Here is a 13,800-nt window from a genome sequence, read left to right as displayed (position 1 = left end):
CGTCGCGGTGGCGGGGGACCGGTCGACCTGGAGGCGGTGGGTGGTGTCCTTGCTCGCCTCGCCGCCCAGACCGGCCGTCGCCCTCGCGCTGCGCGGCCGTCAGGTCCGCGCGGATCTGACGGATCACGTCGGCCGGTCCTCTCCGTCTCCCCGGCCGCCTGGACGGATTTCCCCACCCGCGCCGCCCGCTGAGGCCGACCGGAGCTGCGGGAGTTCCAGCCACGTACATGCCCGCGGGGAGGGCATCGTCCGCCGGTTCCGCAACGGCTCGCCCGGCCGCGATCGGCAGGGCGAGCCGTGCCCCCGCTTCCAGGAGCCGGATGACCTCGTCGAACACCCCTCCGCCGTAGAGATCGACGGGTTGCTTGCAACCTCCGGCAGCGGTGTGCCCGGTTCGGCTTCCACGGTGCCGCGCCCCTGCCGAGGGCCGCGGCCCTGGAGAGGCGGTGTCTTACGGCCCTGCCGGGAATTCCCCGTCCGTCTCCGTGCCGCCGATGCGTTTGCGGATCCCTTCGGGCAACGGGTACGGGACCTCCCGGGGAAACCTGGACGCCGCCTCGTCGGGACGCCCGGCCCCGACGTCTCGGTGAACCGTCCGGGCGAGGTCGGTGACGTCCGAGATCCGGACGATCCAGTCCTCGACGCACCGCCCCACGGCCTCCCCCGAGAGGCCGACCTGAAGGGCGCGGTGGGGCAGGGGTTGGAGCGTGACCGAACGCTTTGGATCCCACTGGACCCGCACGGGGCTGGTCCGCAGCTGCGCCTTCCAGGCGTCGGCGTCCGTGTGGACCGTCGGCGCGTAACGACCGGGACTCGCGTGGGCGAGTGCCCACTCGAACCCCTGCCGCGTCGTTTCGATGGCGAGGACCCTCTCCTACCCGGGCTTGGTGGCCCACCCGGAGCGGTACATCATCCACAGGAACGACGGTTTGATCCAGGTCATCCGCTCGCGCCTGAAAGGCGCCACGAACGTACCAGCGGCGAGTGCGGCGTCGGCCATCGCCGGCGTGTACGCCTGGTACACCGTGATGGCCTCCTCCGTGAAACGTGCCCTCACCTGCCGGTCCGCCACGAGCCGCGACGCGTCCGTCGCCGTCATGCCGGCCTCTCTCCCGCCCAGACGCCAAGGTTCCAGACGGCGGGCCCGTCGACGTACAGGGCACCGGCGGTGTACGCGGCCCAGCGCAGCTCCTGGCAGCCGAAGAAGGACTCCCCCCGGCTGTCCACCCAGATCCGTACCCGGGACGGTCCGACCCGGGTGATGTCCCACCACTGCCACCCCCGGGAGTCGTCGTCGGGGTCGAACCGGTGGAGCCAGTTCCGGAGCGACCACGGCCGGCTTTCCGTGTGGGCCTGGTACGCGGCGCGGCCGTTCCTCGCGAAGTCGGGCGCCCCGCCCCCGTCCGGAGAGCAGACCGCGACGAACCAGTCCGGTACGCCGTCGGTGGGCAGGTCGTCCCGGGCGAAATCCGCGGTGATCCCCAGGTCCACCGCGGCCGAGAGCACCGGGCGCAGGCGCTCGGCGTACGGTTCCGGGGCACCGGGGAGGTCCACCGTGAACTCGCAGAGGACCGGTGGAGCCGATTCGGCGGCCGGGCGGCGTCGCAGGCGGTCGAACTCCGCTGCCAGGCTTTCCTCGCTGTGCATCATCGTGTGGGAGATCATCCTTCGTGGATGACGCAACCCGATCCGGGGGTGATCGCGTCCTTGAGGTGGCCGAGCAGCCTACCCGGGATTCCGTAGAGGTCCGGGCTCTTGGCGGGGTCCGGGATCTCGGGGTACTCCTTGAGCAGTTGCTTCCATTCCTGCCGGGTGAACGCGGAGCCGTCGGGGTGGTCGTCCTTGTCCTGGGGCAGGGCGGCTTCCCTGAGGGCATCGCGGTATGCCCGGGGATGTCGAAGGCGACGATCTGCCCGCTGTCGCCACGGAACTCGGTGGTGTGCTTGATGCCTCCGCTCATGTTCACGTGGAGCTTTCCGTTTCCCGCGATCGTCACCTCGCCGTTCCCTCCGATGTGCACACGCCGACTCAGCGGGTGTCGGGTCTGTTTGCGGTAGACGGTCACGACGTCCTCGTCACCGCACTTGGGCGCCGGGCCGCGGCGACCCGGGTCGGTGGCTCCCGGACACCGGTGATCAGGAGGTGCGTCGCTGCCACGGGGCAACCCTGACGCGGCGGGCCGCAGCGTCAGGCAGAGCCGTTGCCCGCAGGAGACGCGACCGGTAGGAAGGCCGCATGACTGCTCTCGGTGTGGTGTTCCGGCCCCAACTGCCCCCCGAACGGCTGCGGGGCGTGGCCCGCGCGGCCGACGAGGCCGGGCTGGAGGAGCTGTGGCTGTGGGAGGACTGCTTCCTGGAGAGCGGCGTCGCCAGCGCCGCCGCTGCCCTGGCCTGGACGGAGCGGCTGCGCGTCGGGATCGGCCTGCTGCCGGTGCCCCTGCGGAACGTCGCGCTGACCGCGATGGAGGCCGCCACCTTGCACCGCATGTTCCCGGAGCGCTTCGCCCTGGGTGTCGGGCACGGCGTGCAGAGCTGGATGGGGCAGGTCGGCGCGCGGGCCGAGTCGCCCGTCACGCTGCTGCGCGAGTACCTGGAGGCGCTGCGGGCGCTGCTGCGGGGCGAGAAGGTCACCACCGGGGGCCGCTACGTCAGGCTCGACGGCGTCGCCCTCGACTGGCCGCCGCCGACGCCGCCCGCCGTGCTCGCGGGGGCGGCCGGACCGCGCACGCTGCGGCTGACCGGTGAGGCCGCCGACGGCACCATCCTCGACGCCAGTGCCTCGCTCGACGCGGTGCGCCGGGCCCGCCGGGCCGTCGACGAAGGGCGCGCGGCGGCCGGTCGCACCGGCCGTCACGAGCTGGTCGTCTACCTCCACACGGCGACCGGGCCGGACGCGTCCGAGCGCCTGGCGGCGGAACTCGGACGCTGGGGTGGCACCCCGGCACCGGACCTCGGGGTGGCCGGGGACGCGGAGGCGGTCGCGGAGGCCGTCCGGCGGCTGGCGGAGGCGGGGGCCGACACCGTGGTCCTCCAGCCCACCGCCGACGAGCCGGACATCGAGGGCTTCGTGCGCTTCGCCGCCGGGGAGGTCCGCCCGCTCGTCCCCTGAACGGGGCCCTCGCCCGGAGGGCGCGGGGGCGGCGGTCCGGTCCGTGAACGGCGGGCCGTGCCCGGTCCGCCGGCCGGGACCCGGCACGAAGGCCCCGGCCCGGCCGGGGTCCGCCCCGTCAGTCGCAGGGCTCGCCGCCGACGTGGAACGTGCCGTCGCGGTGGCGGGGGACCAGTTCGACCTGGATGCGGTGGGTGGTGTCCTTGCTCGCCCCGCCGCCCAGATCGGCCGTGACCACGCCGATGCGCAGGCCCGTACGGCCGCTGCCCTCCTTGCGGACCTGGACGGCCACCTCCAGGCACACCCGCTCCACGGTGAAGCGCAGGCCGCCCTCGCGGCCGTCGCCCTCGCGCTGCGCGGCCGTCAGGTCCGCGCGGACCTGACGGATCACGTCGGCCAGTCCGATCCCGCCGTCGTCGGTGGCGTCGCGTGCGTCGGCCATGGCTTCCCCCTGCCCGTCTACGAATCGACACCGAGAGGTTACAGAGAGAAGCGGTTCGCGCGTATGCTGCGGGCCCATGGGGGACGGTGTCACAGGGGGAATTTCGGACACCACGAGCCGCGCCGCGCGAGGGGCGTGGCGTGTCCGCGTACGGTCCCGAGGGTCGCGCCGGGTCATCGGGTCGGGTGTGCTGCTCGGCGGTGACACGGTCCTGACCTGCGCTCACGTACTGGGGAGCCGGGTGTCTCCCGTCACCGTCGACTTCCCCGAGATCGAGGGGGCCGAGAGCTCCACCGCGACCGTCATCGACGGCTGCTGGGTCCCGCCGCAGGGGGAGGACCGCGGGGACGTGGCCCTGCTGCGCCTGCACCGGCCGCCGCCCGGCCGCCACTCCGCCCCCCTGCTGCGGGCCGTGGCGGTCCGGGGCACGCGGGTGGACCTGTGCGGGTACGCCGACTCGCTCCGCGGCGCCCTGGGCGTGGCGCTGACGGCCACCGTGAACCTGTCGTTCGGCGAGCGCGTCCAGTTGGACCTGCCGCCCTCGCACCTGCCGCGGCGCGGCTTCAGCGGCGGCCCGGTGCTCGACATGGACGACCCGCCCAGCGTGCTGGGCATCACCGTCGCCCGGTACCTGAACGCCTCCGAACCGGAACCGCTGGCCATGGCGCACATGATCCCGGTGGAGACCATCGCCAGGTACCTGCCGGGCGTGCGGCCCTGGGTCGGGGGGCTCCCGGCCGTGCAGCGGTCCCTGACCGCCTCCGCCTCCTCGGGGCGGGCGACCGACTTCGGCTACGCCGAACGGCTCGCCGCCTGGTTCGGGGGCCGGAACCCCGCGCCGGTCTACGTCACCGAGGTGGAGCGCGGCTCCGGACGCGACCGCACCCTCCAGCGCGCCCTGGCCCTGGCCGACCGCGAACTGTCCGTCGACGCTCCCGCCGTGCTCTCCACCGACCCCGCCGGGACCGTGCCCCCGGTCGGCAGCCTCGACCTGGCCGTCGGCGCGCGGGGCGCGACGGCCGACGAGGTGGTCGTGCAGGTCGCCGAGCGCATGAACCTCAAGGAGCCGGACCCGGCGCGGGCGCGGAAACGGCTGCGCGCCGGCCGCGTGCCGCTGACCGTCGCGGTGCTGGGCGTGAACGAGTCCGCCGAACCGGACCGGCTGCTCGGACTGTGCGGCGAGTTCGCCGAACGCGGCTGCCGTCTGCTGCTGGTCTTCCACGGCCGGAACACCCGCGTCGACCAGGCGACCGAGGAGGACCTGGCACTGCGGCACCGCATGGGCGCACTGGCCGAACGCCTCGACGCGCTCGACGGGCGACTGCGCCGGCTGGCACCGGCCAAGGCCCGGCTGGCCGGCGTGGAGCCGCCGGACGACGCCGTGACGGACCTCCACATGAACCTCTCCCTGCTGCGGCACGCCCACGGCGCCGACGGGAGCCCGGCGACCGGGTGGACGCGGACCGCCCAGGACCGCCTGGACCGCCTGGACCGCCGCACGCGGCGGGCGGAGCGGGACACGGCCGCCGCGGAGGAGGCGGCCCGCAGGGGGTACGAGCGGCGGACGGAGCTCCGCGGGGAACTGCGGGCCTACCGCCAGATGGCCGTCCGGCACGGCCGGATCGAGGACGTCGAACTCGACGGGGTGTACCGCGCGGCCCACGAGGCCCTGTACCGGGGGCGGTTCGCGGCGGAGAGCGCGGCGGAGGCGGTCGCCGGCTACGTGGACGCCGTCCGCCACGCGCTCGGCTGGCCGCCGCAGGACCGCGCCGGGCACGGGGAGCCGGGTGCGCACGGGGGAGCGGGGGAACCGGAGGGGGAGCGGTGAGCGGCCGGCGCACGGCGCACGGCACGGGACCGGAACCCGCCGGGGAGGGCCGCGCGCTGCTGGACCTCCCCGAGGTGCCCCCGCCCGACGCCCCCGAGGCCCTCGTCCTGGCCGACCCCGTCCCACCCCGCCAGGGCCGCCCCTGCGGGAACCGCAGGTGCCGCCGACCGGTCGGCACGCCCTACCCGGGGACACCCGTCCGGTACGAGGGCTACTGCCCGCACTGCGGCACCCGCTACTCGCTGCTGCCCCAGCTCAGGCGCGGGGAGCCGCTCGACGGCGGCCGCTACGAGGTGCGCGGCCCGCTGGCGCACGGCGGTCTGGGCTGGGTCTACCTGGCGGTCGACACCCGGCTGCGCAACCGCCCGATCGTCCTCAAGGGCGTGCTCAACCCCCACGACCCCGAGGCGCGGGAGCGGATGCTGGAGGAGCGGAACCAGATGATCGCCATCGGCCACGAGTCGATCGTCCGCATCTTCGACTACGTGCCCCACCGGCCCGACGACGGCAGGACCCCGGCCGACTACATCGTGATGGAGTACGTCGGCGGCAGGTCGCTGCGGGGGATCCTGGAGGCCGCCGGGCGGGAGGCCGGCCCGTTCGGCTCCGGCGAGCCCCTCACCCTGGAGCACGTCGCCCGCTACGGCTGCCAGATCCTGGGCGCCCTGGCGGTCCTGCACGACCGCGGCCTGGTCTACTCCGACATGAAGCCCGACAACGTCATCCACCGCGGCGACCGGGTGGTCCTCATCGACCTGGGCGGGGTGCAGCGGCCCGACGACCCCGACCGCGCGCCCGTCACGACCAAGGGCTACGCGGCGCCCGAGGTCGAGGACGGCGGGGGACCGACCGTCGCGCACGACGTCCACACCGTCGGCAGGACGCTGGCGGAGCTGGCCGGGGCCGCCGCGGACGGCGGGCCCGGCGCCGCCGGCACCGGCCTGGGCCACGACTCCTTCCACCGGCTGGTGGATCGCGCCACCCACGCCAGGCCGGAGCGGCGGTTCTCCTCCGCCGCGGAGATGTCCGGCCAACTGGAGGGCGTCCTGCGGGAGTTGGTCTCGCTGCGGACGGGGCGGCAGTACACCCGGCCCTCCGACGTCTTCGCCCCCACCCACGCCCTGCTGGACGCCGGGCTCGGCGCCGTCCCCGACCTCGGACGGTGGCGGGGCCGCCGCGCCAGGGCGTACCGCGGGACCGTCGCCGCCCCCCTCCTGGACCCCGGCCGCCCCACCCCCTCCCGGGTCGCCGCGGGGCTGCCGGTTCCGCTGCCGCGCCGCGACGACCCGGCCGGCGTCCAACTGCGCCTGCCCGCGCCGCAGGACCCCCGCGCGGTCGTGCGGCAGATGGAGAGCTTCCTGGACGGGGACGAGGACGGATACCGGCCCAGCGTGGAGGTCCGGCTGCGGCTGTGCCGCGCCCACCTGGAGGTGCACGGCCACCTGCCGCCGGGGGACCGGGAACGGGACGGGAGGCTGCGCGAGGCGGAGGACCGCCTGAGGGAGGCGGAGGAGATCCTCGGCCTGCCCTCGGGGCGGGACTCCGTCCCCGACTGGCGCATCGCCTGGCACCGCGGCCTGGTCCGTCTCGCCCGGGACGAGGTGGAGGCCGCCGAGGAGCACTTCGCGGAGGTCCACGGGGCGCTGCCGGGGGAGTACGCGCCCAAGCTGGCCCTGGGGTACTGCGCCGAGCACCGCGGCGACCTGGACCGGGCCGAGCGCTTCCACCACGCGGTGTGGCGGCGCAACACCCAGCAGGGCAGCGCCGCCTTCGGCCTGGCCCGCGTCCACCTGGCCCGGGGCGAGCGCGAACGGGCCGCCGGCGTACTCGAACGGGTGCCGCCGATGTCGCGGCACTACGACGCCGCCCGGATCGCCGCCGTGCGGATCCGGGCCGCCCGGCTCTCCCCCGGACGCGACGGCCTGCCCGACCGGCGCGGCCTGGCGGCCGTCCGGCGGGAACTGCCCCGCCTGGTCCTCGACGCCGGGGAACGCGCCCGGCTGGAGGCCGAGATCCGGGAATGGGCGCTGGACTGGCTCCAGCGGGCCGCCGCGGCGGGCGGGACGGAGACCGGGGACACGGCGGAGCCGGCGGAGGCGGACGGCGCGCACCCGGCGGAGCTGGGCGGTGACCTGTTCGGCGGAGGCCCGGGGGAGCCGCCCACCGAGCGCGGCCTGCGCACGCTGCTGGCGCGCTCCTTCCGCGACCTGGCCCACCAGCCCGGCGTCACCCGGAGCCGGAGCGAGCACCTCGTGGACTGCTCCAACGCCGTCCTTCCCCGCACCTGGTTCGTCCGACCGGCCGAGGAGCCGACCCGATGACCGATCCCGCGGCCGACCGCGCCGCCCGCCCCGCACCCGGCACCCCCGGCCCGCCGGCGGCCGGCGCGGACCCCGGGCGGCCCCGCGTCCACATGACCGTGGAGCACGCCCGGGAGCAGTACCTTCCCGGCGGCGGTCCCGGGGCCCACGAGGTGCACGTGCCCGTGCGGATCCGGGTGGAGGGCCTGGAGGCCGCCGCGCCGCGCCGCCCCCCGCAGCGGTCCGAGGTCGTCATCATCGACTGCTCCGGCTCCATGGCCCACCCCACGCCCCGCAAGATCGCCGCCGCCCGGAAGGCCGCCGCGGCGGCGATCGCGGGGCTCCCGGACGGCATCCACTTCGCCCTCGTCGCGGGAACGGACACCGCCCGGCTCGCCTACCCGACCCGGGAGCGGCTCGGGAACCCGGCCGAGCCCGCCACCATCGCCGCCACCAGGGCCTCCCGCGAGGAGGGCAGCCGCACCGCCCGCACCCTGGAGGCCCACGGCGGCACCCGGATCTCCGCCTGGCTCTCCCTGGCCCGGCGGCTGCTCACCGCACGCCCCGACGCCCCCTTCCGGCACGCCCTGCTGCTCACCGACGGCAGGGACGAGCACGGCCGGGCCGACGAGCTGGAGCGCGTCCTGGACGCCTGCGCGGGCGAGTTCACCTGCGACGCGCTGGGCATCGGCGAGGACTGGGACGCCGCGCAGCTCCAGCGGATCGCCGACCGGCTGCACGGCCGGGCGGAGGCGGTCGTCGAGGACGGCGCGGAGGAGTTCGAGAGGCGGCTCACCGGGCTGTTCCACACCCTGCTCGGAGCCTCCACCCGCCGGACGCTGCCGCGGCTCGCCCTGGGCGTGCGCACCGCGCCGTACCTGTCGGTCACCCTCTTCCGGCAGGTCTACCCGACCGTCCTGGACCTGACGGACACCGCCGTCGGCGAGGGCGACCGCACGTTCTTCCCGACCGGGGCCTGGGGCGACGGGACCCGCTGGTACGAGTTGAGGATGCGGGTCGACCCCGGCCACCCCGACCACCCCGGCGACCGGGAGCCGCACGCCGCGCGGATCGCCTCCGTGCGGCTGGAGGCCCGCGACACCGGGGACGTGGTGCTGCCCGCGGAGGAGCACGTCACGGTCCGGTGGGCCGGCAGGGAGTCGTCGCCGACCGACCTGGGCACCGCGGGGTGGCACTTCGCCCGCCAGGACGAACTGCGGGAGGCCTGCCGCGCGGGCGCCGCGGCCCTCTACCGGGGCGGGACCGCCGAGGCCGAGCGGGAGCTCGGCCGGGCGGTGCGCCTGGCGTACGAGCTCGGGGACGAGACCCGCCTCGCGCAACTGCGCGACCTGGTGACCGTCGAGCAGGCGGCCCGGGGGGAGGTGCGGATCCGCGACGACATCACCCCCGGACGCGTCCAGGCGCTGATCGTCTTCAGCGGCCACACCTCGGCCCCGCCGGGCGGGGACGGCGGGGACGGGGGCCCGCCGCCCAGCGGAGGCCGGCCGCTGCGCTGCGCCCGGTGCACCGAACAGGTGCGGCCGGGGCGGTTCTGCGAGAACTGCGGGCATCCCCTGCAGGCCCGCTCCGGCACCCCCGGCACGGGAGGGCGGTGATGGGCACCCGACGTCTGCTGCGGCTCCAGCTCGGCGTGCTGCTGGCCCTGACCGCGGTCGCCTCGGTGGCCCTGTCCGTCGCCTACGACGACACTCACCGCCGCCCCGGTGCCGTCCGGGACCGGACCGCGCCGGCGATCCTGAAGGTCGCCGCCGCCCGCAGCGCGCTGATGAGCGCCCACCTGGCCGCGCGCGACCACATGGACTCCGGGTTGACCGACGAGGCCGGCACCGACGAGACGTACCGCACCCAGATCGCGGCGGCCGCCCAGAGCCTGTCGCAGATCTCCGACCAGCAGGTCGCCGGCGAGGCCGGCGAGCGCACGCTGAGCACCGTCATCTCCCTGCTCGACGTCTACCGGGAGGCGATCGTGCAGGCGGTGCGGCACGCCGAGCGGGGCGCCCTGGGCAGGGCGTGGTTCCACAGCGCCGACACCATCCTCAACCGCGGGGAGACCGGCGTCCTCTCCCGGCTCGACGAGCTCCAGGACGACCAGCTCCGGGAGCTGTCCGGGCAGACGGTGTTCACCGGCTCCCGGCGGGCGGCCTGGCAGGTGGCGGTGGCGGCCCTGATCGCGCTCGCGGTGGCGCTGGTCGCCGTGCAGTGGCAGTTGGGCGGGCGCTTCCCGCAGCGGCTGAACCCCTGCCTGCTGGCGGCGTGCCCGATCCTCCTCGCCTCGGTGTGGCCCGTGACGTGGGCGCAGGGCACCCAGCGGCTGCTGGAGGAGGCCCGCGGGGAGCTGGCGGGGGTCGTCGAGCGGCAGAGCGGGGTGCGGGCCGGCCGGGGTCTGCCGGAGGGGGAGCCGGACGCGGCGGGGGCCGTCATCGCCGGGGCGCCGGAGGCGGTGACGCGCGCCATGGACGCCACGGCCGACCGGGGGACGGGCGTCGCGGTCATCGTCGCCGGCGGGCTCGCCGTCGCGGCGCTGTCCCTGGCCGGACTGCAGCGCCACCTGAGCCAGTACAGGTTCCCGTCGTGAGCCGGCCGGGACGCGCGGGCCCCGCGCGACGGGCCGTGCTCGGCCTGCTGTGCCTGCTGCTCGCGGCGGGACCGGCAGGCTGCGCCCGGCAGCCCGACGCGTCCCGCCACGTCCTGACGGTCCTGGGCCCCTGGACGGGGCGGGAGGCGGAGTCCTTCGGGGAGCTACTGGACCGCTTCGAGGAGTCGAACGAGGGCGTCCGCGTGGACTACCAGGGCACCACCGCCACCCGCGAGGTGCTGCTCTCCGGAGTGCTGGCGGGCGACCCGCCGGACGTCGCGGTGCTGCCCGTCCTCGGGGACCTGGCCGACTACGTCCAACGGGACCGGCTGCGGCGGCTGGACGAGGACGTCGTCGACGACGGCGACTACGCCGGCCCCTGGCTGTCCCGGCCGGCCGGGATGTCCGAGCGCTACTGGCTGCCGGTCAAGGTCGACCTCAAGAGCATCGTCTGGTACGAGAAGGGGAACCCGCCCGACGCGTCCGCCCGGGAGGACGTGACCCGCTGGTGCGTCGGCATGGGCTCCGACGCCACCTCCGGCTGGCCCGGCAGCGACTGGATCGAGGACATCCTGCTCCAGCGGTCCGGCGCCGCCGCCTACGACGCCTGGGCCACCGGCGAGATGGAGTGGACCGCCGACCCCGTGGTGGACGCCTGGCGCGTCTGGGGGACGTTCATGGCCGGCGACGACCGGGCGGCCGAGACCGCGCTGACCACCGACCACCGCGGGCCGGGCGGCGGGAACGGGCTGCTCTTCGACCCCGGCCGCGCCTGCGACCTGGAGCACCAGGGCAGCTTCGCCCGCAGCCTGTACGGCGACGACGCCCCGCGCGCCGACTTCGCGCCCTCCTCGGCGCTGCTGCCCGGAACGGACGGCCGCGGCGACGCCCGCGAGGTGTCCGGGGACTTCGCGGCGATGTTCGCCGAGAGCGAGCAGGCCAGGGCGCTGATGCGCTTCCTGGCCTCCCTGGACGCCCAGCGGGCCTGGGCCACCGGCGTCGACCCGCCCTTCTTCTCCGCGCACCGGGGCGTCACCCAGGAGGCGTACCCCGAGGACGACACCGTCAGCCGGCGCATCGTACGGGAGTTCCGGCAGGCCGAGCGGCTGTGCCTGGACGCCTCGGACGTCATGCCGCCCACGATCCGCAGGATCTTCCACGAGAAGGTCCTGGAGTTCCTCGCCGCCCCCCGGCAGGACCCCGTCCGGCTGCTGGAGCAGATCCAGCGGGTCAAGGAGGGGCTGCCCGGCGACACCCCCTGGCTGGAGGAGGCGTGCGGCTGACGCGGGACGCCGTGCCCCGCGCCGCTCACTCCGGTTCGGCCGTCCGCACCGACCGCAGCGCCCGCGACAGCGACACCAGCTGCCGCACGTCGGCGTCCAGGTCGCCCTCGTCCGGCACGACGACGGGGACGGCGGCCGTGGCCACGGGACGGCCCTCGGCGTGCGCCCGCAGCGCCTCCCGCAGCCGCAGCGCCAGCTCTCCGGGCGACGCGCCGGACAGGCCGCCGCCGGCGGCGGTGTCCGCGCCCCCGCCGAGCGCCGCCAGGTAGGGGCTGACGCGCACCAGGCCGTCCCGGCACTCGATGACCCGGCGGTAGTAGCGGCGGTGCACCCCGCGCAGGCTCAGGGCGTCGCGCCAGGGGCGCGCCGGAACCCGGTGGAGCGCGTCCTCGGGGAAGTGCCGGTGCAGCGCCGTCCACAGCGGCTCCAGCCGCCGGTAGGCCCTCAGGTGCCGCCACCACACGCGCAGCGCGGCCAGCCGCATCACCGCGGCCGGGTAGGTGACGCCGACCAGGATCAGCACGATGCCCGGCAGGAGGAAGAACACCGCGCCGAACCAGCCCAGGGTGGTCTCGGCGGCCCCGGCGGTGTCCAGCGACTCGTCGGCCCGGCCGCCGCCGGCCCAGCGCATCAGCACCGCGGGCACGAACAGGGCGTCGGCCACCACGATCGCCGCCATGCCGAAGGAGGTGATCCGCAGCCCGCGCGCCAGCCGGGGCTCGGCGATGCGCGCGTAGCGCCGGGTCCACAGCCAGCCCAGGGCGAACCCGGCGGCCAGGTAGAGGTCGGCCGTCACGTAGAACGCGGCCACGCTGGTGACGGTGTGGTCCCGGGTGCGGACCCCGTCGGGCGTCGCGGCCGTCGCGGCGGTCAGCGCGGCCACCCCGGCCAGCAGCGCCAGGCCGTACCAGGCGGCGCGGTTGCGGGCCCGGTGGGGCTCCAGCGTGGAGAAGAGGTAGAAGGAGACCATGCAGTTGACCGCGGCCAGCACCAGGACGTGCTGGACCAGCCGGGAGGTCATGGGGGCCAGCTCCAGGAACACCTCGTTCCGGTCGGCCGCCAGGCCGAAGGGGTAGGCCGCGGCCCAGCAGGCGATCAGCCCGGTGACCGACCACAGCGGCACGTCGCGCGGCGCCCGCACCAGCCGGTGGGCCATCCACGCCAGCACCAGGAGGGAACCCGCGCCGTACAGGGTCAGCAGCAGGCTCACAGCCACCCCAGCCGGTCGCCCAGCGAGGCCCCCATGCGGTCCGCCGCCGCGTCGGCCGAGGACCGGGGCGCCACGTGGTCCAGCACCGAGGCCCACTCCAGGATGATCGTGGCCACCGTCTCCGCCTCCCGCTCCTGCTCGCTGTCGTAGGCCGTGCGCCGCAGGGCCCGCCGTACGGCGCCCGGATCGATGCCGAGCCCGGCCGGTCCGCCCGGCGGGCCGTCCCCGCTGCCGCGGCGCATCCGGGTCAGCAGCTCGTCGTCGAGGTCCCCGCTGCGGTGGTCGGCCAGGATGTGGCCCAGCTCGTGCAGGACGATGTGCCGCTGGTGGGCGCGGCTGGTCTCCTTCTGGAAGACGATGTAGTCGGCCGTGGGCGCACCCACCCACATGCCGAACGGCCCCGGGACGGGAATGGGGTAGGGCACCAGCCGCAGGGGCCTGCCGCGCCGGAGCTCCACCCGCCGGCACAGCTCGGCCACGTCCAGGGGCGGCCGGATGTCCAGTTCCTTGAGGAGACGCCGGCAGCGGCGGCGCAGCTCGCGCTCCCTCACGGTGCCCGCCCCCCTTCACCCCCGGGCCCGTCCCCGCCTCCGGCCGGGCCCCTGCCGTGCCGGCTGTCCAGCTCCAGGACGTGCTCGACGATCTCCGTGGCCGCGGCCAGGGCCTCGGGGGAGAGCTCCAGGGCGCGCAGCGCCAGGTTGCGGACGCCCATGTTCTCCGCCACGCGGGCCAGTTCGGCCTCCGCGCCCCGGGCGGCCCCCGCGCCGGGTCCGCCGTCCAGCAGGGAGGAGGCCGGGACGCCGAAGAAGCGCGCCAGGGCTCCCAGCAGCTCCGTGGACGGGTTGCGCTTGGTGCCCTTGCGCAGGGCCGAGAGGTAGGCGCCGCCCACGCGCACGCCCGGATTCGCCCCCCGGACCGCCGCGGCCACCTCCTCGTTGGTGTACCGGCGTCCCCCCGGGCCGTCCGGGCGCACCTGGTCGAAGAGCCGGTCGAGTCTCTCGGCCAGCGTCGCCGGGCCTCCTGCCTCGGGCAC

General features: G+C 76.0%; 11 protein-coding genes and 1 pseudogene. 6 read left to right on the top strand and 6 right to left on the bottom strand.

Annotated features, from left to right (window positions below; translation table 11 throughout):
- Positions 1–451: 451 nt before the first annotated feature.
- Positions 452–1,099: pseudogene (locus ACFSJS_RS13910) on the bottom strand (DUF4291 domain-containing protein).
- The gene (locus ACFSJS_RS13905; protein ID WP_380900005.1) at positions 1,096–1,665 is read right to left on the bottom strand and encodes a hypothetical protein; all 570 of its coding nucleotides are present in this window, start codon (positions 1,663–1,665) and stop codon (positions 1,096–1,098) included. The pseudogene ACFSJS_RS13910 and the gene ACFSJS_RS13905 overlap by 4 nt, the downstream one beginning before the upstream one ends.
- 570 nt (positions 1,666–2,235) lie before the next feature.
- Here ACFSJS_RS13905 and ACFSJS_RS13900 point away from each other — a divergent pair.
- Entirely contained in the window at positions 2,236–3,108 is an 873-nt protein-coding gene (locus ACFSJS_RS13900) for an LLM class flavin-dependent oxidoreductase (protein ID WP_380900003.1), read from the top strand.
- 118 nt (positions 3,109–3,226) lie between these two features.
- Here ACFSJS_RS13900 and ACFSJS_RS13895 read toward each other — a convergent pair whose 3' ends face one another.
- Positions 3,227–3,550 carry a trypco2 family protein gene (locus tag ACFSJS_RS13895; protein ID WP_380900001.1) on the bottom strand — a complete coding sequence of 108 codons (324 nt, stop codon included), beginning with the start codon at positions 3,548–3,550 and terminating at the stop codon, positions 3,227–3,229.
- Here ACFSJS_RS13895 and ACFSJS_RS13890 point away from each other — a divergent pair.
- The 5 genes from ACFSJS_RS13890 to ACFSJS_RS13870 are packed head-to-tail and all read left to right on the top strand — an operon-like array spanning position 3,549 to position 11,557.
- Positions 3,549–5,378: a trypsin-like peptidase domain-containing protein gene (locus ACFSJS_RS13890; RefSeq protein WP_380899999.1), complete on the top strand. Its 1,830-nt coding sequence runs from the start codon at positions 3,549–3,551 to the stop codon at positions 5,376–5,378. The genes ACFSJS_RS13895 and ACFSJS_RS13890 overlap by 2 nt on opposite strands.
- Positions 5,375–7,699: a serine/threonine-protein kinase gene (locus ACFSJS_RS13885; protein ID WP_380899997.1), complete on the top strand. Its 2,325-nt coding sequence runs from the start codon at positions 5,375–5,377 to the stop codon at positions 7,697–7,699. Before ACFSJS_RS13890 ends, ACFSJS_RS13885 begins: the two co-directional genes overlap by 4 nt.
- Complete coding sequence (locus ACFSJS_RS13880) at positions 7,696–9,294, top strand: vWA domain-containing protein (RefSeq protein ID WP_380899995.1); 1,599 nt, start codon at positions 7,696–7,698, stop codon at positions 9,292–9,294. Before ACFSJS_RS13885 ends, ACFSJS_RS13880 begins: the two co-directional genes overlap by 4 nt.
- Positions 9,294–10,274, top strand: coding sequence for a hypothetical protein (locus ACFSJS_RS13875; protein ID WP_380899993.1), 981 nt, complete (start codon positions 9,294–9,296; stop codon positions 10,272–10,274). Before ACFSJS_RS13880 ends, ACFSJS_RS13875 begins: the two co-directional genes overlap by 1 nt.
- A complete protein-coding gene (locus ACFSJS_RS13870) occupies positions 10,271–11,557 on the top strand; it encodes an ABC transporter substrate-binding protein (RefSeq protein WP_380899991.1) in 1,287 nt (428 codons plus the stop codon). The genes ACFSJS_RS13875 and ACFSJS_RS13870 overlap by 4 nt, the downstream gene beginning before the upstream one ends.
- Before the next feature lie 25 nt (positions 11,558–11,582).
- Here the strand turns inward: ACFSJS_RS13870 and ACFSJS_RS13865 are convergent, their stop codons facing one another.
- From ACFSJS_RS13865 to ACFSJS_RS13855, 3 genes are read right to left on the bottom strand one after another with little or no spacing between them, the layout of a single operon-like run.
- Positions 11,583–12,767, bottom strand: a complete 1,185-nt coding sequence (locus ACFSJS_RS13865) for an MAB_1171c family putative transporter (protein WP_380899989.1) — start codon at positions 12,765–12,767, stop codon at positions 11,583–11,585.
- A complete protein-coding gene (locus ACFSJS_RS13860) occupies positions 12,764–13,318 on the bottom strand; it encodes a hypothetical protein (protein ID WP_380899987.1) in 555 nt (184 codons plus the stop codon). Before ACFSJS_RS13860 ends, ACFSJS_RS13865 begins: the two co-directional genes overlap by 4 nt.
- Positions 13,315–13,800 (bottom strand): XRE family transcriptional regulator, encoded by a 486-nt coding sequence (locus ACFSJS_RS13855; RefSeq protein ID WP_380899985.1) that lies wholly within the window; start codon positions 13,798–13,800, stop codon positions 13,315–13,317. Before ACFSJS_RS13855 ends, ACFSJS_RS13860 begins: the two co-directional genes overlap by 4 nt.

The sequence above is a fragment of the Streptomyces desertarenae genome, from assembly GCF_042681365.1.
Lineage (GTDB): Bacteria > Actinomycetota > Actinomycetes > Streptomycetales > Streptomycetaceae > Streptomyces > Streptomyces desertarenae.
This window is presented reverse-complemented; position numbering and strand designations above follow the sequence as displayed.